The following is an 18,332-nucleotide window of genomic DNA, read 5'->3' as shown; positions in this document are numbered from 1 at the left end:
GTCCTTCCGGCTGAGCTTCCCGCAAGGGGAGTTCAGCGCCGACGCAGGCGCGCGACAAGGGCGGCGCCGCCGGTGAGCACCAACACCGCCGCGGCGCCGCCCGCCAGCATCGGCGCGGACGGCCCGGAGCCGGCGGCGGTGGTGGACGCCACCGGGGTGCTCTCGGGACCGGACGCGCCGGCCTGCGCGGGCAGGGCGCCGGACGCCGTCGACGCCGACGGTCCGGCGGACGAGGGGCTGGGTGTCGCGCTCGCGGAGGTCCTGGGCGTCGCCGAAGCGGGCGCCTTCGTCGGCGGCGCCTTCTCCGGCGCGCTCTGCGCAGCCGCCTGGGGGAACATCACGTCCGAGCACGAGTAGTAGGTGTCGGGCGTGCTGCTGTTCTGCCAGATCGTGTAGAGCATCTGACGTCCTGTCCGGTCGGCGGGCAGCTTCGCCGTCAGGTGGTAGGCGCCGTTCGTCAGTGCTGGGTCCTTGACCTCGGCGAACGGACTCGCCGGCAGATCGGACCAGGTGAGCGGCTTCGACGGGTCGTACCCCGGCTTCGTCAGATACAGCTTGAACGTGCCGGTGTGCGCGATCGTCGAGGCGTACGTCATGCGCAGCGTCCCGCCCGGGGTGAGCCGGGTCGACGGCCAGTCGGCGCGGGCGAGGTCGAGCCCCTTGTACGCGGACAGACCCCCGCTGCACAGCTGCCCGTCGGGAATGGTCTGCCGGTCGCGGCCGTTCACGTTCGCCACCCGCAGGTTGTCCCACGCGGCGAAGGACGTGCCGTTCGCGTCGACGGCCGCCCGGCAGGCCGCGGTCCTCGCGTCGGCTCCGCCCTCGGGGGAACAGGCGAACACCCTGCTGACCGGGTTCGTGGGGGCGCCGTGCGCCTGGGCCGGTCCGGCGGCCCACAGGCCCAGCAGGAGCGGGCTCACGGCGGCGGCCGCCAGAGCTGCGGTGCGTTGTGCGGTCGTGCGGGGCATCGGGGACGTCTCCTCGGCCGGCGCGGGAACGGTCTGCCGTCAGTACGGGAATCCGGCCCGGCGCGTTCAGTGCACCGTCCCGCGGGCTGACGCGCCTGCACGCGGGATCAATCCGGGCACTCGCCGACCGATCGTGTTCGTCAAGGGTGGGATTCCGGCCGGATCGAGGGTTTCCCCTGTATCCGGATGACTGATTCTTTGCCTATCGTTCCAGCACAGCCGACCCACAGGTAACCCCGACGTGGTCGGTTCCCGCGCCTGGCCGGCCCTTTCACCACTCTTCGTGGCACCCCCCGCCGCTTCCCCGCCGAAGCGAATCGACCGCCGCTCCGCCCTGTCCGGAGTCGGTTACGAAAGGCACGCCCTTGCGCACCTCACCCGCCCTGAGACGGAAGCTGATATCCGTCGCCGCGGCCTCCGCGGCCCTGCTCGCCGCCGCGTCGACCGCTTCGGCCGTCGCCGCCCAGGAACCCGTTTCCCAGGGTTCCGCGCTCCCCGCCGCCCAGACCGAGGCCGCGCCCGGCACCCCGGCCGAGCGCCTCATCGTCGGCTACAAGTCCGGTGCCGCCGAGGCGAAGTCGAACCCGGCCGCCGAGGCGGACGCCGCCGCCAAGGGCGAGAAGAGCGGTGAGGACGTCGACTTCCAGCGCCGTCTCGGCACCGGCGCCGCCCTCGTGGACCTGGGCGACGACCTCACGAAGGCGGACGTCGCCGACGTCGTCGCCCAGTACCGGGCCGACCCGGAGGTCGCCTATGTCGTCCCGGACCGGCTGAACAAGCCGAAGGCCGACCCGAACGACACCGAGTACACCAAGCAGTGGGACCTCTTCGAGACCACCGCGGGCATGAACGTGCCGGGCGCCTGGACCACTTCGACGGGCACCGGCGTCACCGTCGCCGTCATCGACACCGGTTACGTCGCGCACACCGACCTCGCCGCGAACATCGTCGGCGGCTACGACTTCATCGCCGACACCGCGGTCTCCGTCGACGGCGACGGCCGCGACAGCAACCCGGCCGACCCGGGCGACTACTACGCGGCCAACGACTGCGGCTCCGGCATCCCGGCCAGTAGCTCCTCCTGGCACGGCACCCACGTGGCCGGCACCATCGCCGCCGTGACGAACAACGGCAAGGGCGTCGCGGGCATCGCGTACGGCGCGAAGATCTCCCCGGTCCGGGTGCTCGGCAAGTGCGGCGGTTACGACTCCGACATCATCGACGCGATCACCTGGGCGTCCGGCGGCACCGTTTCCGGTGTGCCGGCCAACTCCAACGTCGCCAAGGTCATCAACATGAGCCTGGGCGGCGACGGGGCCTGCACCTCGGCGACCCAGAGTGCGATCACCGCCGCCGTGAACCGGGGCACGACCGTCGTGGTCGCCGCCGGCAACGAGAGCGACAACGTCGCGAACCACTCGCCGGGCAACTGCAACAACGTCATCTCGGTCGCCGCGACCAACCGCACCGGCGCCAAGGCTTCCTACTCCAACTACGGCTCCCTCGTGGACATATCGGCGCCCGGCGGCCAGACCAGCACCGGCACCGCGAACGGCATCCTGTCCACCCTGAACTCCGGGACGAAGACGCCGTCGAGCGAGTCGTACGCCTACTACCAGGGCACCAGCATGGCCACCCCGCACATCGCGGGCCTGGTCGCGCTGGTCAAGTCGGCGAACTCCGCGCTGACGCCCGCGCAGATAGAGACGGCCATCAAGAACAACGCCCGTGCCCTGCCCGGCGCCTGCTCCGGTGGCTGCGGCGCGGGCCTGGCGGACGCGGCCAGGACGGTGCAGGCGGTGAGCGGCTCCGGCGGCTCCACGGGGGGCACCACCTTCTCCAGCACGACCGCGGTCCCGATCCCGGACAACGGCTCCGCCGTCGAGTCCTCGATCGCCGTCAGCGGCCGCACGGGCAACGCCCCGAGCACCCTTCAGGTCGGCGTCGACATCACCCACACCTACCGCGGCGACCTGGTGATCGACCTCGTGGCGCCCGACGGCACCGCCTATCGGTTGAAGGCGGCCAGTTCCTCGGACTCCGCCGACAACGTCAGCACCACCTACTCGGTGAACGCCTCGAGCGAGACCGCCAACGGCACCTGGAAGCTGCGCGTCCAGGACACGGCGGCGCAGGACACCGGCACGCTCAACAGCTGGAAGCTGACCTTCTGAGCGGAGGCGTGGTCGCCGCGTGCGACGAACGAACGGGCGGGCCGGCCGGTGTGGATGGACACCGACCGGCCCGCCTCACGTCTGTTCCCGGTGCACCCGGGTGCACCCGGCCCCGGCCGGTGGGTTCCGTTTGCGGAACGGAGTCGCCCTCGCGGGGGCCGCCCGTTTCCGATGAAGGCCAACCGGTCGCCCCGCACCGGGCCGGCGACCGCGGGTGTGGTCTGTAGGGTGCCGTGGGTACTTCGGTACGTGGTGACACGTGTCGCCGGGGCGCGCTCCGACACCCCGTCCATGCAAGGTCCACAAGCGGAAACCGCGCAGCCCGTCTCTTTTGCTTCTTCTTCGACTATGCCTCCGGTACGTTCTCTGTGGGAGGCTTGCGCCGACCGGCCAGCAACTGCGCACGAGTCAGGGGGGCGTGAGGGCTGTCGGCGGTTTCGGCCTCGCCGCCGTGGCCGCCGTACAGTGAGCTATTGTGTACGGGGGGTGAGAAAAAACGGCATGCCCCGTTCGTTACCGGCCCGGGAGAGTACCAGTCGATGGCGAGGCAGTTACGCGCCGAACAGACCCGCACGACGATCATCACGGCCGCCGCCGACCTGTTCGACCGGCACGGCTACGAGTCGACAAGTCTCAGTGACATCGTCGCGCACGCCCATGTCACCAAGGGCGCCCTCTACTTCCACTTCGCGGCGAAGGAGGACCTGGCCCACGCCATCATGGAGTTGCAGTCCTCGGCCTCACGCCGGATCGCCGGCGAGATCGACGGTCGTGGCTACGCCTCCATGGAAGCCCTGATCCGCCTGACGTTCGCGCTGACGCGATTGTCGGTCGAGGGGCCGATCGCCCGGGCCGGTCTGCGGCTCGCCACGGGCGGAGTGGGGGTCCGGCCGCCCCTGCCGCATCCCTTCGTGGAGTTGCTGGACCTGATCTCCCGGCGACTCGGCGGCGCGCTCAAGGAGTCGGACCTCCACTCGGACGTCGACGTCGACGCCGTGGCCCACTCCCTGGTCTGCTTCTTCGTCGGCACCCGGGTCGTCGGCCGCTCCCGCGAACCCGCCGGCCGGCTGCCCCGCCGGATGGCCGAGATGTGGCACGTCCTCATCCGCGGCCTGGTACCGGTACCGCGCCGACCGCGCTATCTCAGCCTCGCGGCGCGACTGGAGCGGGAGATCATGGCGGCGGTGTGAGCGCGTGGGCCCCCGGAGCGCGAGGGGCGGGTGACGGCCGCCCTCCTGGCGCGCCCCCGGGATACGGTGAGCCGCATGTCCGACACCCCCGCCTCGCCCGTGATCCTCGGCAATGAGCCCGGCTCCTTCCCCCACAGCGTCCTGGCCGCACGGCATCCGGCGATCATCCAGCAGGTGCGGGACGCGTTCCCCTACGGTCCGGACGTCCACCGGGGGCTGGACGCGCTGCTGGACAACTGCACCAAGGGCGTGATCGAACCGCTCCCCGCCGCCGCGCCCGACCGGGACCGGTGGCGGAGCTGGGGTCTCGACGCGTACGTCGGCCGATCCTGGTTCGACGTGCCCTGGCTGTGGTCGGAGAGCTACTTCTACCGCCGACTCCTCGACGCCGTCGGCTACTTCGGGCCCGGACCCTGGCAGGGCATCGACCCGTTCCGCCCCTTCAAGCTCGCCGAGCTCGACGCGCCCGAGACCGACGACGAGTTGAGCGTGCTCGACACCCTCGAAGCCCGCCCGGCCGATGAACGGGCCCGCGCCCTGCTGCACGGCTCCCTCTGGGGAAACCGCGCCGACCTCGGCTTCCGGCTGTCCGACGCCGAGGCCGGGGAGCGGGCCGCCGTACCGGCGCTGGTCGCCGACGACAGCGAGACACTGTGGGCACTGCTGCCGGCCGCGGATCCGGCTGAGGAAGCGGATTCGGGCACCGGTACCGAAACCGGCCTCGGCAGGGGTGGGGAGAGCGGCGCCGGGACACTGTGTCTGGTCGCCGACAACGCGGGCCGCGAGCTGATCCCCGACCTCCTCCTGGCCGCTCATCTCCTGGACCACGGGCGGTGCGGCCGCGTCGTGCTGCACGTGAAGCCGTACCCGTACTACGTCTCCGACGCCACGACGGCCGACGTCGTCGACGCGCTCAGGAAGCTGACGGGTGCGGGGGGAGCGGCCGCCGACCACGGCCGGCGGTTGTGGGCGGCGATGGCCGACGGCACCCTCACGGTCCGCGCCCACCCCTTCTCCTGCGCGCCACTGCCCTACGCGGCGATGCCGGAGGACCTGCGGGCCGACTTCGCGGCGGCCTCCCTGACGATCGTGAAGGGCGACCTCAACTACCGCCGTCTGGTGGGCGACAGCCGATGGCGCCCGACCACCCCTTTCGCCGATGTCACCGCGTACTTCCCCGGCCCGGTCGCGGCCCTGCGCACGCTGAAGTCGGACGTGATCACCGGCCTGGACGCCGACACGGAGGCCGCCCTGGTCGCCGCCGAGGGGCAGCGCTGGCGCACCGGAGGTACCCATGCGCTGATCCAGGTGCGGGAGTAGTGCCGTCGGGCTCGGCGACTCCCACCGCGTCGCCGTGCCCCCGGAACCCGGACGGGGCCGCCCAGGACGGGACGCGAGCCGCGTCCACGCGTGCGTGGGCCTCGACTGCACCACCTTCCGCGTCGACGAGCCGGTCGAACTGCCGGGCGAACGCGACCGGATCACCACCCGGTCCCCGCCCGCGTCCACGGCGCCGCGCCGGGAGGACCCGGCAGGTCGCGCGAGGGACGCACGGACGGGTATGCCAAGCTCCCCACGGTGCACGGCATTCCGTCCGGTTCACGCGATGGTGTGATCATGTGTCGCCCCGGGGATGGGGGTCGGAACCCCCGGGTAGGGCCCGGCCATGACGCAACCGTTCGAACTCCCGCACTTCTACATGCCGCACCCCGCGCGCCTGAACCCGCACGTCGAGGAGGCGCGGGCCCACTCGACGCGGTGGGCGCGGGACATGGGCATGCTGGAGGGGTCCGGGATCTGGGAGCAGGCCGACCTGGAAGCGCACGACTACGGCCTGCTGTGCGCCTACACCCACCCCGACTGTGACGGTCCCGCACTGTCGTTGATCACCGACTGGTACGTGTGGGTGTTCTTCTTCGACGACCACTTCCTCGACATGTTCAAGCGCACCCCGGACCGCGCCGCAGGCAAGGCCCACCTGGACCGGCTGCCGCTGTTCATGCCACTGGACCTGTCCACTCCCGTGCCCGAGCCGCGCAACCCGGTCGAGGCGGGCCTCGCCGACCTGTGGGCGCGCACCGTGCCGGACATGTCGCAGGACTGGCGGCGCCGGTTCGCCGTGGCGACGGAACACCTGCTCAACGAGTCGATGTGGGAGCTGTCCAACATCAACGAGGGGCGGATCGCCAATCCCGTCGAATACATCGAGATGCGGCGCAAGGTGGGCGGAGCGCCCTGGTCGGCGGGGCTCGTGGAGTACGCGACGGCCGAGGTCCCGGCCGCCGTCGCCCGGTCGAGGCCGCTCAGGGTGCTGATGGAGACCTTCTCCGACGCCGTGCACCTGCGCAACGACCTGTTCTCTTACCAGCGCGAGGTCGAGGACGAGGGCGAGAACAGCAACGGCGTGCTCGTCCTGGAGACCTTCTTCGGCTGCACCACCCAGGAGGCCGCCGACACCGTCAACGACATCCTCACCTCGCGCCTCCACCAGTTCGAGCACACCGCGTTCACCGAAGTGCCCGCGGTGGCCCTGGAGAAGGGCCTCACACCCGACGAGGTCCTCGCGGTCGCGGCGTACACCAAGGGCCTGCAGGACTGGCAGTCCGGCGGCCACGAATGGCACATGCGCTCCAGCCGCTACATGAACAAGGGCGCCACCTCCGACGTGCCCTGGCAGAAGCTGACCGGCCCGGGCACCTCCGCCGCCGACGTCGGCGCGCTGCTGGCCTCCGCGGCCGCCGAACGGCTGCGGGCGTACGCGCACGTGCCGTTCCAGAAGGTCGGCCCGTCGCTGCTGCCCGACTTCCACATGCCCTTCCAGGTGGAGTTGAGCCCGCACCTGGAGGCGTGCCGCCCGCGCCTGACGGCCTGGTCGCACCGGATGGGCATCCTGGGGGAGGGCGTCTGGGACGAGGACAAACTCGCCGCCTACGACCTCCCGCTGTGCTCGGCCGGCCTCGACCCGGACGCCACCGCGGAAGAGCTCGACCTCAGCGCCGCCTGGCTCGCCTGGGGTACCTACGGCGACGACTACTACCCGCTCGTCTTCGGGAACCGTCGGGACCTGGCCGCCGCCCGCCTGACCACGGCCCGGCTGTCCGCCTGTATGCCCGTCGACGGCGAGGAGGCGCCCGTCGTCCCCGTCAACGGCATGGAGCGCGGCCTGATCGACCTGTGGGCGCGCACCACCGTCGAGATGACCCCCGACCAGCGGCGCACGCTGCGCGCGGCGGTCGACGTCATGACCGAGAGCTGGGTCTGGGAGCTGTCCAACCAGCTCCAGAACCGCGTCCCCGACCCGGTCGACTACCTGGAGATGCGCCGCGCCACCTTCGGCTCCGACCTCACGCTGAGCCTGTGCCGGATGGGCCAGGGCCCGGCCGTCCCGCCGGAGGTCTACCGCAGCGGCCCGGTCCGCTCGCTGGAGAACGCCGCCGTGGACTACGCGTGCCTCACCAACGACGTCTTCTCGTACCAGAAGGAGATCGAGTACGAGGGCGAGATGCACAACGCGATCCTCGTCGTGCAGAACTTCTTCGGCTGCGACTACCCGACCGCGCTCGGCGTCGTCCACGACCTGATGACCCAGCGCATGCAGCAGTTCGAGCATGTCGTCTCGCACGAACTACCGGTCCTGTACGACGACTTCGACCTCTCGCCCGAGGCGCGCGAGGCCATGGGGCACTACGTCACCGATCTCCAGAACTGGCTGGCCGGCATCCTGAACTGGCACCGCGAGGTCGACCGCTACAAGTCGGCCTACCTGGGCCGCCGCACCCACGGCTTCCTGCCGGACTTCGCACCGACGACACCGGTCCCGCACCTTTCGACCTCCGGACGGTCATAGCCGGAGTCCCTTCCGGGAGGCGTGTTCCACCGCCGCTCGCGCCAGTGCCCGGACGACCGGGTGCGGGCGCGAGCCGTCGCCCGACAGCTCCGGCTGGAACAGGGAGGCCAGGAAGAAGGGATGACCCGGCAGCTCGGCGATCCGTGCCTGGCCGTCCTCGTCGTGACCGGAGAAGCGCAGCCCGTGGGCGCGCAGGATGTCGACGTGGCGCGAGGGGCCGTACGCGCAGAAGTAGCGTTCGACCGTGCGCTCCGAGCCGATCACCGACTGGGCGAGCGAGCCCGCCTCGATCGTCACGACGCCCTCGTGCCCCACGAGCGAACAGGCCAGAGGCTCGATGAGCGGGTCGTCCGCCTCGGGGTCGTTCTCGGCGTGCGCCGCGCGCGACAGTCCACAGACGTTGCGGGCGTACTCCAGCAGCGCGTGCTGGAAGCCGCCGCAGGTGCCGAGGAACGGGATGCCCTCCTCGCGCGCCGTACGGATCGCGGACAGAACCCCCGCCTCGCTGCGGTACGGGCTCCCCGGCACCACCCACACCGCGTCGAACCCACGCACCGCGCCCTCGGCCTCCGCCTCCTGGGAGGGGATCCAGTAGGCGTCCAGGACCAGCCGGTCCCGGGCGGCGAGAGCGTCCAGCAGGAGCGGGATCCGGGTGTGCGAGACGACGTTCGGGGAGCGGTCGCCGACCAGGGCGACCCTCGCGATCCGAGCTGCGGTATCGGTCATGTCCCTCATCCTGGGCGCGGCCCGGACTTCACGTCCAACGATGATTCCTGCACCCCCGATAAGCAGAACTGATGCGGCCTGTCACCCTGGGCGCATGGACCCGCACCTCCTGCGCACCTATGTCACCGTCGTGCGCCTCGCCTCCTTCTCCGAGGCCGCCCGGGAACTCGGCTACACCCAGTCGGCCGTCTCCCAGCACATCGCGGCCCTCGAACAGGACCTCGGCGCGCCGCTGCTCACCCGCCGACCCGTTCTGCCCACCACGGCAGGGGAAAGACTGCTCGAACACGCGGGGCCACTGCTGCTGCGTCTCGACGCGGCCCGCGCGGACGTCGTCCGGATCGCCTCGGCGCCCTCGCACGGGCTCGCCCTGGCCGGCTCGCCGACCGCCCTCGGCTCCGCCGCACTCGCCGCGCTCCCGCCCGCCGGTGTGACGCTGCGGGTGCTGGGCCGCGACGCCGTCTGCGCCGCCGTCGCCGAGGGCACGGCCGACGTGGGCCTCGTCGACGGTCTGGCGGCGCCCAGCGACCCGCTCCGGCTGCCCGACGTGGCGCCGCTGACCACGTACGGAGTCGGCGAGGAACCGGTCCGCGTCCTGCTGCCGGCCGGCCACCCGCTGGCCCGGCGCGGCGGACTGAGCCTCGGCGACCTCGCCGACGCGCGCTGGCTGGACGCCCCCGACGCCGGGCTGCCGCTGCCCCAGCTGCGTGCCGCGAACGGCGGCCACGGCTTCCGCCCGGCCCTGCGCTACGACGGTGCCGACCTCCGCGTCCTGACCGCCCTGGTCGCCGCCGGCCACGGCCTCACCCTGCTGCCCGGTTCCGTGGCGGCCGGTGTCCCGGGGACGGTCGCCGTCCCGGTCACCGCGCCCCGGGTCGTGCACCGGATCGAGCTGGTTCACGCGGGCGAGCCCTCGGGTGCGGCGCGGGCACTGGTGGAGGCGCTGTCCACCCGCCCCTGACATGCGGCGCGAGCCGGCCTTACCGCCCCTGACCCTGAGTCAGTCTCACTCGTTCGTGGCTCGTGGTGCGCCCGCGCGCCGGGTAGAGCACCAGCCGGAGGCGATCCATGGAACAGACAGCGTTGCGTCCCAAGCCCATGCCCGGTTCCGAGCCCGGCGGCGGCGGTGCCGGGCCGGGTGGCCGGAGCCGGCGCCCGCATGCCGCGCGCCGTCGCGGCCGACGGCTGACGACCCTGCTGTTCGGCCTGTTCGCCGGCACCGTCCTGGTCCTGTCCGGCGTGGGACTCGGCACCGTGGGGGCGTCGGTCATCGGCATGAGCAGACTGGCCGAGCTTCAGCGGCAGGCGGGGCCGGGAGAGCCGGGCGGCGGGGCGGTCCCGGGCCGGCCGAACCCCTCCACGCCCTCCCGGTCGTCCCAGCCGTCCGGGGCGTCGGGGCAGGCCGGTGTGTCAGCCCGTCGGCCCGACGCCACCCTGGGTCTGGAGGCCGTGGACGCGGAGCGTACGGGCGCCGAGATCGTCGCCGTCCACATCCCCGGCCCGGGCTTCACGGCGGGCCTGGTCCGCGGCGACGTGCTGCTGACGTTCGGCGGCACCAGGATCGATTCGGCGACGGACCTCGCCCGGGCGGTCGACGAGGCTCACCCGGGTAGGGAGATCAAGCTGACGGTACGTCACCGAGGCGGTGGGTACGGCAGGTTGACGGTGACCCCCGGGGTCGTCACCTGAGAGGGCCTCGATGAGGCCACCCGCGCCACCGGGCCGCCGACGCCCACCCGTCGGCACGGCGGGGCGAACCACCGGCCGACGCGGGCCTCCGCACGCCACCATGAGCGCCATGCCGACCTCCCTCCTGGCGTTCCTGGGCGCCTGCACCCTCGTGGCCGCCTCACCCGGACCCAGCACCATGCCCATCGCCAAGCAGTCGCTGCGCAGCCGCCGCGCCGGCTTCCTGACCGTGCTCGGCAACGAGACCGGCGTGTTCGTCCGGGGCCTCGTCGCCGCGTTCGGCCTCACGGCCCTGGTGACGGCCTCCCAGGTGGCCTACGACCTGCTGCGCGTCGTCGGCGCCGTCGTGCTGGTCCGGTTCGGTGTCCAGACCCTGCGGCAGGCCCGCCGGACCCAGGGGGACGGCGCGCCGGGCGACGGCGGCCAGGAGGGCGTCGAGCAGAGCGGCTGGGCCTCCTACCGGGGTGGACTGCTGCTGAACCTCGCCAACCCGAAGGCAGCCGTCTTCGCCCTCTCCTTCCTGCCCCAGTTCGTGCCGGACGGCGCCCCGCACCTCCCGGCCATGGTGGGGCTCGCCGCGCTCTGGGCGGTCTACGAGGTCGGCTACTACGGCCTCTACGTGTGGTTCGTGGGCCGGATGAAGGCTCTCCTGTCCCGGGCCGGGGCGCGCCGCCGCCTCGAGCAGGTCTCCGGCGGTGTCCTGCTGCTCCTCGGCCTGCGCATGGCCCTGGACGGCTGACCCGTCCGGACGGGCCGGATGCCGCCCGTGATCGGCACCCGGACAGGCCGCCCGCCCGAAACCTCGTCAACCGGCTCGCGCGACCCCCTCCGTACGGGCAGGATGCTGCCCGTGGTCATCACGCCCGCGTCACCACGTCCGTCACACGTCAGTCGCCACGTCCTTTCTGGGAGGTCCGGATGACCGGCACCGCGCCCTTCACCGCCGACGACTACCGGGCCCGCATGGAGCGGGCCGCGCGCGAGGCCGCCGACGCCGGACTCGCGGGACTCCTCGTGGCGCCCGGACCCGACCTCGTCTGGCTCACCGGCTACGCGCCCCCCGCCGCCACCGAACGACTCACCCTGCTCGTCCTCGCTCCGGGCCGGGACCCCGTACTCGTCGTGCCGACGCTGGAGGCCCCCGACGCCGCGAAGGCGACCGGCGCCCCGGCGCTCACCCTGCGGGACTGGACCGACGGCAAGGACCCCTACGCCGCCACCGCCGCCCTCCTGGACACGGGCGGCCGGTTCGGGATCAGCGACAACGCCTGGGCGATGCACCTGCTGGGCCTCCAGAAGGCACTGCCCGCCACCTCCTACGCCTCCCTCACGGATGCCCTGCCGATGCTCCGCGCCGTCAAGGACGCGGCGGAGCTGGAGCTGATGGCGGCCGCGGGAGCGGCCGCGGACGCAACGTTCGAGGAGATCCGGAAGGTTCCCTTCGGCGGCCGTAGGGAGACGGAGGTCGGCGCCGACCTCGCCGACCTGCTGCGCAGGTTCGGGCACTCCCAGGTCGACTTCACCATCGTCGCCTCCGGGCCGAACGGCGCCAACCCGCACCACGAGGTCGGCGACCGGGTCATCCAGGACGGCGACATGGTCGTCCTCGACTTCGGCGGACTCAAGGACGGCTACGGCTCCGACACGTCCCGCACCGTGCACGTCGGCGAACCCACCGACGAGGAGCGCCGGGTCCACGACCTGGTGCGCGAGGCCCAGGAGGCGGGCTTCGGGGCGGTCCGGCCGGGAGTCGCCTGCCAGGAGATCGACCGCGCCGCCCGCGCGGTCATCGCCGACGCCGGCTACGGCGAGTACTTCATCCACCGCACCGGCCACGGCATCGGCGTCACCACCCACGAGCCGCCTTACATGATCGAGGGAGAGGAGCGGCGACTGGTGCCCGGCATGTGCTTCTCCGTGGAGCCCGGCGTGTACCTGCCGGGCCGGTTCGGCGTGCGCATCGAGGACATCGTCACGGTCACCGAGGACGGCGGCCGCCGTCTCAACGACACCACCCGCGAGCTGGTCATAGTGGGCTGACCCATCCCCCAGGAGTCCCGGCATCCATCCGAACGGCAACGACGCGACCATGACCCAGGCACCGACACCCACCGCGGACACCGTCCGCCGACTGGTCCGCGCGCTCCTCGAGGAGGGTGGTGCGAGCAGCTCAGGACCGGAGGTACGGCCCGTCGTCGAGAGCGGCACGCCCTCCACCTGGTGGGTGGGCACCCGCCATGTGCTGCGCCTCGCCACCGACCGTGAGACGACCCTGCGCCGCCGCCGCGAACTGCGGCTGCGCGACCTCGTCCGCCCGTACGTCCCGGCCGCCGTGCCCACCAGCGTCGCGCACGGCGAGTGGTCGCCCGGGCTGGTGTACACCCTCGACACCAGGCTGCCCGGCGGTACCGCCGAGGAGCACGACGTGTCGGCCGTCGGCGAGGCCGACCTCGCCGGACTGCTCAGAGGGCTGCGCGAGGTGCCGCCCCGGCAGGCCGAGGCGCTCGGCGTGCCACGCGCCGCCCCGCGCTCCCTGGAGGCGCTGCGCCGGATGGCCGTGGCCGTCGCCGAACGCCTCGCCCGCGCCGACGAGTTCGACCCCGCCCGCCTCCACCAGCTCACCCCGCCCGGCGCGGCCCAGCTCGCCGCCCAGCCCGCCGCCGCCGTCCTCGTCCACCACGCCCTGCGCGGCGAGCACCTCGTGGTGAGCGCCGACGGCCGGGTGCGCGGCGTCCTCGACTGGACCGGCGCGGTCCTCGGGGACCCCGCCGAGGACATCGCCGGGCTCGCCCTCGCCGTCGGCTCCGGCGCCGCCGTCCGCGCCGCCACCCTCGCCGGTTACGGAGCCCGCCCCTGTCTGCGCGGCCTGTGGCTGGCCCGCTGCGACACCGTCGTCCGCCTCGCGGAACGCCTCGACGGCCGCGCCACCGGCCCACGGGACGCCGAAGCGCTCTCCCTGCCACGGACCCAGCTGGCACGGGCCTGGGAGGCGATCCTGCTGGAGCGCGTGACGGAGTTCCGCGAGGAGGGCGAGGACGGGGCGGACCAGGACGGGTGAGGCGGGGCGGAGGCGCGTCAGGAGCGGGGGCGGGAGGCCGTGCGCCGCTCCCTGCCCCTTCCCCGGATCCGCCTCACTCCTGCTCCAGCACCACGCACGACTCACCGGGCACACGCAGCAGCCCGTCCCGGCCCGGAACGTCCACCGGATCCCACGTGGCGAGCACACGGGCGGGGCGCGGGCCCAGCGGGATCGCGGCCGGCTCCTTGCCGAGGTTGACGGCCACCCGGACGTCGCCGCGCCGGAACGCCAGCCAGCGGGCCTCCGCGTCATGGGCGACCTTGATGTCGGCCAGGTCGGGATCGGTGAGGTCCGCGGTCGCGTGCCGCAGCGCGATCAGCTCGCGGTACCAGGCGAGCACGCGCGCGTGAGGTTCTCGTTCCGGCTCCGACCAGTCCAGGCACGAGCGCTCGCGCGTCGCCGGGTCCTGCGGGTCGGGCACGTCCTCCTCGGCCCAGCCGTGCGCCGCGAACTCCCGCCGCCTGCCCCGCCGTACCGCCTCGGCGAGCTCGGGGTCGGTGTGGTCGGTGAAGTACTGCCAGGGCGTGCCCGCGGCCCACTCCTCGCCCATGAAGAGCATCGGTGTGAACGGGGCGGTCAACGTCAACGCGGCCGCGCAGGCCAGCAGCCCGGGGGAGAGCGATGCCGAGAGGCGGTCGCCCTGGGCGCGGTTGCCGATCTGGTCGTGGGTCTGGGCGTACCCGAGGAGCCGGTGCGCGGGCACACGGGCGCGGTCCAGAGGGCGGCCGTGGCGCCGGCCCCGGAAACCGGAGTACGTCCCGTCGTGGAAGAAGCCGCCGGTGAGGGTCTTGGCGAGCGCGGCGAACGGGGCGCGTCCGAAGTCGGCGTAGTAGCCCTGGGACTCGCCGGTGAGCGCGGTGTGCAGGGCATGGTGGAAGTCGTCGTTCCACTGCGCGTGCAGACCCAGGCCGCCCGCGCGGCGCGGTGTGATCATGCGCGGGTCGTTCAGGTCGGACTCGGCGATCAGGAACAGCGGCCGACCCGTTTCGGCGGCGAGGGCGTCCACCGCGGACGACAGCTCCTCCAGGAAGTGGCACGCGCGCGTGTCGGCCAGCGCGTGCACCGCGTCCAGGCGCAGCCCGTCGAGCCGGTAGTCGCGCAGCCAGGCCAGCGCGCTGCCCAGCAGATAGGCGCGCACCTCGTCCGAGCCGGGCGCGTCCAGGTTGATGGCGGCGCCCCACGGCGTGTGGTGCGTCTCCGTGAAGTACGGGCCGAACTCGGGCAGGTAGTTGCCGGAGGGACCCAGGTGGTTGTGCACCACGTCCAGGACGACGCCCAGACCGAGCGCGTGGGCCCGGTCGGCGAACCGCTTCAGCGCACCGGGACCTCCGTACGGCTCGTGCACCGCCCATGGCGCCACCCCGTCGTACCCCCAGCCGTGTCGGCCCGGAAACGCGCACAACGGCATCAACTCGACGTGGGTCACGCCGAGTTCGACGAGATGGCCCAGGCGCTCCGCTGCCGCGTCCAGCGTGCCCTCGGGGGTGTACGTGCCCACGTGCAGCTCGTACAGGACCGCGCCCGCCAGCGGTCGGCCGGGCCACTCCGTACGCCACTCGTGGCGGCCCTGGTCGACGACCGCGCTCAGCCCGTCCGGGCCGTCCGGTTGGCGGCGCGAGCGGGGGTCGGGGCGGACGGGTCCGTCGTCCATCGCGAACCCGTACCGCGAGCCGTCCGTGGCCTCCGCCTCACCGGTCCACCACCCCGCCCGCTCCGGATCGCGCTCCAACGCGCGGGTGACGCCGTCGCACTGGAGCGTCACACGTTCGGCCTGTGGTGCCCACACCTCGAACTGCACGGACGGTTCCCCTTCGTCTGCTCACCGTGATGTAGCCCGTCGCGTCCATCGTGCTCCACGCGAGGTCAATCCGCTTTTGGAACACTCCCATTGGCGGCACGCGCGCGTGCCGGGCGTTTCCGCGTCTCCTGGACACCCGGGACCCGCTGACCGACAATCACCATCGTGACGTCGTCTTTCGAGTTCAACACGTACCCCGCGCGGCTGTCCGACGTGGAGCGCGACCGGGCGCTGAAGGTGCTGCGTGACGGCGTCGCCATGGGGCGGCTGTCGCACGACACGTTCATCCGGCGCATGGAGCTGGCCCTCGTCGCCCGCCGTTCCGACGAGCTGGCCGTGCTCACCGCCGACCTGCCCAAGGAGAGCCGGTTCTCGCGCGTCGTCTTCGGTACCGTGGAGGCGGTCTCCGGTTTCACCGTCCGGGTGCGACGGGCCTGGCAGGCCGAGCGGCTGCCCAAGCTGCTGCTGCCGCACCCCGGAACCGAGCAGGCGCTGCGCATCGGCCGCGACCCCGCGAGCGGCCTCCGGCTGACCCACGAGAGCGTCTCGAGGGTGCACGCCGAACTCCGCCGCCAGGGCGGGACGTGGGTCCTGCGCGACCTCGGCTCGACCAACGGCACCACGGTCAACGGTCGTCGGGTCATCGGCGCCGCCGTGGTCCGCGAGGGCGACCAGATCGCCTTCGGCCGAATGGCCTTCCGTCTCTCCGTGAACTGACCCACCGAACCGCCGCCCCGGCTCGGGCCGCCGCCCCGGCCCCGGCTCGGACCGCCGGCCCGACCGGCTTTGTCCGACCGGCTTGGCCGCTCGTCCGGCCCGGGCTCCCGAACCGCCCGACCGGCAGCGACCTCGTGGACCGAGTGGCGCCGTCGGCCCTGGGCGGCCCGTCGGCCCGCCCGGGTCGCCCCGGCTCGCCCAAGTACCCACCCGCGTCGCGGTGTTGACGTACCCCCGGCCCATGACTCACTGTGCGTACACCAGATACGCCAGGTGAACCGACGGCGTCGCCTTGTGGAGGTGTGCCCTGCCGCCACTCCTCCGCTACCCGACCGTGGACGAACTCGCGGCCCGCGCGGCCGCGCTCGCCGTCCGCGGCTCCGGAGACGTCCGGCTGCGCCGCGTCGGGGTCTCGCGCGCGGGCTCGCCCCTGTGGCTGCTCTCCGTCGGCCGGGGCTCCCGCCAGGCCCTCGTCGTGGCCGGACCGCACGCCAACGAGCCCGTCGGCGGCGCCACCGTCCTGCGGCTGGCCGAACGCGTCCTCGCCGACCCGCGGCTCACCGTCGGCGCCGACGCCACCTGGAACCTGCTGCTCTGCCTCGACCCCGACGGTCTGCGCCGCAACGAGCGCTGGCTGACCGGTCCCTACAGCCTCGACCGCTACTTCCGGCACTTCTTCCGGCCGGGCTTCCTGGAACAGCCCGAGTGGCTGCCCGACGGCGCGGCCGCCGCCGCGCTGCCGGAGACGCGTGCGCTGCTCCGTCTCCAGGACGAACTGAAACCCTTCTTCCAGTGCTCGCTGCACGGCGTCGACGTCGGCGGCGCCTTCGTGGAACTCACCCGCGACCTGCCCGGACTCTCCCGGCGCGTCGCCCACGCCGCCGCCCGCCTCGGCATCCCCCGCGAACTCGGGCCCTACGACACCCTGTACTGGCCCCGCCTGGGACCCGCCGTCTACCGGATCCCGCCACCGCACCCAGGTGACCGGGCCGCGGCCATCACCGAGGCCGCCGTCGAGTCCACCTGGTACCACCCGCACCGGTACGGCACGGTCACCGCGGTCGTCGAGGCGCCCATGTGGGGCGTCGCCGCCGTGGAGGACGACTCCCCGCCCGCCGACCGGGACGCGGTACTGCGCGCCGTCAGCGCAGCCCTGCGCCATGACGCACAGTTGCTGGAACGTATCCTCACGCGCGTGCGGCCCCACCTCGCCGGCGCTCCCGACGCGGCCCGTCTGCTCGCCCCGGTCGACGACTACCTACTGGTCTGCCCCGGCCTCGCGGACGCCTGGGACCCCGCCACCGCCGACCCCGCCCGTCCGCTCCCTCCGCTCAGCACCGCGCATCTGACCGCCCTGCGCATCGCCGGCCGCCGGATCGCCGTCCGGACGGCGGGCCTGCTGCACCAGCTCCTCACCGGCGCCGGAAGCGACCCCACGGGTGCGCTTCCCGAGCTGGACGGACTCATCGACGCGTGGTGCGCCGTGTACGAGGAGGAGTGCGGGGCGCGCTGGATTCCCGTCGCACGCCAGGCGGAGTACCAGACGCGGGTCGTGTTCGCCGCGTTCGAGCTGGCAGGCCGCCGCGCCGCCGAACCCGCCGGTGCCCGTTCGGGTGAGTCGGACTGGGGTACACAGCCGGCCGTGCCGATGCATCGGGAATGACGTACTTCCTCACCTGTCTCCGGTCGGCCAAGGCCGTACGGCGCGCGCTCCCGGCCGCGGCCGCCCTCCTCCTCGCAGCCGGCGCCGCGCCGGCCCACGCCGTCTCCCACGACGGCCTGCCCGGCAACTGGCTCCAGCTCACCGTCACCCGCGGCGACGCCCGCTCCAGCGACTCCCGGGGCACCCTGCTGCTGTGCGACCCGCCCCAGGGCCACTCCCGTGCCGCGGAGGCCTGCGACGTCCTGGCGCGCGCCGACGGGAACGTCGAAGCCCTCGCCGGGGACGGCAGCCGCATCTGCCCGCTCATCTACGCACCGGTGACCGTCCGCGCGCAGGGGCGGTGGAACGGGCGGCCGGTCGACTACCAGCGCACCTTCGGCAACGACTGCGAGCGGGAGGCGCTGACGGGCGCCGTGTTCGCCCTGGACGACGAGGTGGTACCCGAGGTCTGATCCGGCCGGGACGGCCGCGGGCACGCGCG

The 18,332-nt window shown here is 73.2% G+C and carries 15 protein-coding genes; 12 read left to right on the top strand and 3 right to left on the bottom strand.

Translation table 11 applies throughout. The features are described from left to right. Positions 1 to 32 precede the first annotated feature (32 nt). Complete coding sequence (locus ACIPFH_RS25240; RefSeq protein ID WP_401829652.1) at positions 33 to 968, bottom strand: lytic polysaccharide monooxygenase; 936 nt, start codon at positions 966 to 968, stop codon at positions 33 to 35. A gap of 365 nt (positions 969 to 1,333) precedes the next feature. Here ACIPFH_RS25240 and ACIPFH_RS25235 point away from each other — a divergent pair, with 365 nt between their 5' ends. The 4 genes from ACIPFH_RS25235 (at position 1,334) to cyc2 (ending at position 8,179) form a co-directional block, all read left to right on the top strand. Then, positions 1,334 to 3,142 carry a S8 family peptidase gene (locus ACIPFH_RS25235; RefSeq protein ID WP_401829650.1) on the top strand — a complete coding sequence of 603 codons (1,809 nt, stop codon included), beginning with the start codon at positions 1,334 to 1,336 and terminating at the stop codon, positions 3,140 to 3,142. Between the two features lie 539 nt (positions 3,143 to 3,681). Then, complete coding sequence (locus tag ACIPFH_RS25230; RefSeq protein WP_356262029.1) at positions 3,682 to 4,332, top strand: ScbR family autoregulator-binding transcription factor; 651 nt, start codon at positions 3,682 to 3,684, stop codon at positions 4,330 to 4,332. A 75-nt stretch (positions 4,333 to 4,407) separates the two neighbouring features. After that, positions 4,408 to 5,652 (top strand): damage-control phosphatase ARMT1 family protein, encoded by a 1,245-nt coding sequence (locus ACIPFH_RS25225; protein WP_401829647.1) that lies wholly within the window; start codon positions 4,408 to 4,410, stop codon positions 5,650 to 5,652. A gap of 346 nt (positions 5,653 to 5,998) precedes the next feature. Continuing rightward, positions 5,999 to 8,179, top strand: a complete 2,181-nt coding sequence (cyc2, locus tag ACIPFH_RS25220) for a germacradienol/geosmin synthase Cyc2 (protein ID WP_401829645.1) — start codon at positions 5,999 to 6,001, stop codon at positions 8,177 to 8,179. Here cyc2 and ACIPFH_RS25215 read toward each other — a convergent pair. Further along, positions 8,174 to 8,905: a hypothetical protein gene (locus tag ACIPFH_RS25215; RefSeq protein WP_401829642.1), complete on the bottom strand. Its 732-nt coding sequence runs from the start codon at positions 8,903 to 8,905 to the stop codon at positions 8,174 to 8,176. The genes cyc2 and ACIPFH_RS25215 overlap by 6 nt on opposite strands. 94 nt (positions 8,906 to 8,999) lie before the next feature. Between ACIPFH_RS25215 and ACIPFH_RS25210 the strand changes: the two genes are divergently transcribed. The 5 genes from ACIPFH_RS25210 (at position 9,000) to ACIPFH_RS25190 (ending at position 13,652) form a co-directional block, all read left to right on the top strand. After that, a complete protein-coding gene (locus ACIPFH_RS25210; RefSeq protein WP_401829640.1) occupies positions 9,000 to 9,866 on the top strand; it encodes a LysR family transcriptional regulator in 867 nt (288 codons plus the stop codon). Positions 9,867 to 9,973: 107 nt separating this feature from the next. Beyond that, positions 9,974 to 10,594: a PDZ domain-containing protein gene (locus tag ACIPFH_RS25205; protein WP_401829638.1), complete on the top strand. Its 621-nt coding sequence runs from the start codon at positions 9,974 to 9,976 to the stop codon at positions 10,592 to 10,594. Positions 10,595 to 10,703: 109 nt separating this feature from the next. Continuing rightward, positions 10,704 to 11,333, top strand: coding sequence for a LysE family translocator (locus ACIPFH_RS25200; RefSeq protein WP_401829635.1), 630 nt, complete (start codon positions 10,704 to 10,706; stop codon positions 11,331 to 11,333). A 179-nt stretch (positions 11,334 to 11,512) separates the two neighbouring features. Then, on the top strand, positions 11,513 to 12,634 hold the full coding sequence (locus ACIPFH_RS25195; RefSeq protein ID WP_401829633.1) for an aminopeptidase P family protein: 1,122 nt from the start codon (positions 11,513 to 11,515) through the stop codon (positions 12,632 to 12,634). A gap of 49 nt (positions 12,635 to 12,683) precedes the next feature. Further along, positions 12,684 to 13,652, top strand: coding sequence for an aminoglycoside phosphotransferase family protein (locus ACIPFH_RS25190; RefSeq protein WP_401829630.1), 969 nt, complete (start codon positions 12,684 to 12,686; stop codon positions 13,650 to 13,652). 73 nt (positions 13,653 to 13,725) lie between these two features. Here ACIPFH_RS25190 and treZ read toward each other — a convergent pair whose 3' ends face one another. After that, the gene (treZ, locus tag ACIPFH_RS25185; protein ID WP_401829628.1) at positions 13,726 to 15,471 is read right to left on the bottom strand and encodes a malto-oligosyltrehalose trehalohydrolase; all 1,746 of its coding nucleotides are present in this window, start codon (positions 15,469 to 15,471) and stop codon (positions 13,726 to 13,728) included. A gap of 165 nt (positions 15,472 to 15,636) precedes the next feature. Here treZ and ACIPFH_RS25180 point away from each other — a divergent pair, with 165 nt between their 5' ends. From ACIPFH_RS25180 to ACIPFH_RS25170, 3 genes are all read left to right on the top strand, one after another. Next, positions 15,637 to 16,188 (top strand): FHA domain-containing protein, encoded by a 552-nt coding sequence (locus tag ACIPFH_RS25180; RefSeq protein WP_401829625.1) that lies wholly within the window; start codon positions 15,637 to 15,639, stop codon positions 16,186 to 16,188. A 334-nt stretch (positions 16,189 to 16,522) separates the two neighbouring features. Beyond that, complete coding sequence (locus tag ACIPFH_RS25175; protein WP_401829623.1) at positions 16,523 to 17,851, top strand: M14 family zinc carboxypeptidase; 1,329 nt, start codon at positions 16,523 to 16,525, stop codon at positions 17,849 to 17,851. Continuing rightward, positions 17,848 to 18,303: an SSI family serine proteinase inhibitor gene (locus tag ACIPFH_RS25170; protein WP_401829620.1), complete on the top strand. Its 456-nt coding sequence runs from the start codon at positions 17,848 to 17,850 to the stop codon at positions 18,301 to 18,303. Before ACIPFH_RS25175 ends, ACIPFH_RS25170 begins: the two co-directional genes overlap by 4 nt. The last annotated feature ends 29 nt before the right edge of the window (positions 18,304 to 18,332 follow it).

The organism is Streptomyces sp. NPDC088157 (genome assembly GCF_044741545.1).
Classification (GTDB): domain Bacteria; phylum Actinomycetota; class Actinomycetes; order Streptomycetales; family Streptomycetaceae; genus Streptomyces.
The sequence above is the reverse complement of the archived record's forward strand: the minus strand, read 5'-3'. Positions and strand labels throughout refer to the sequence as shown.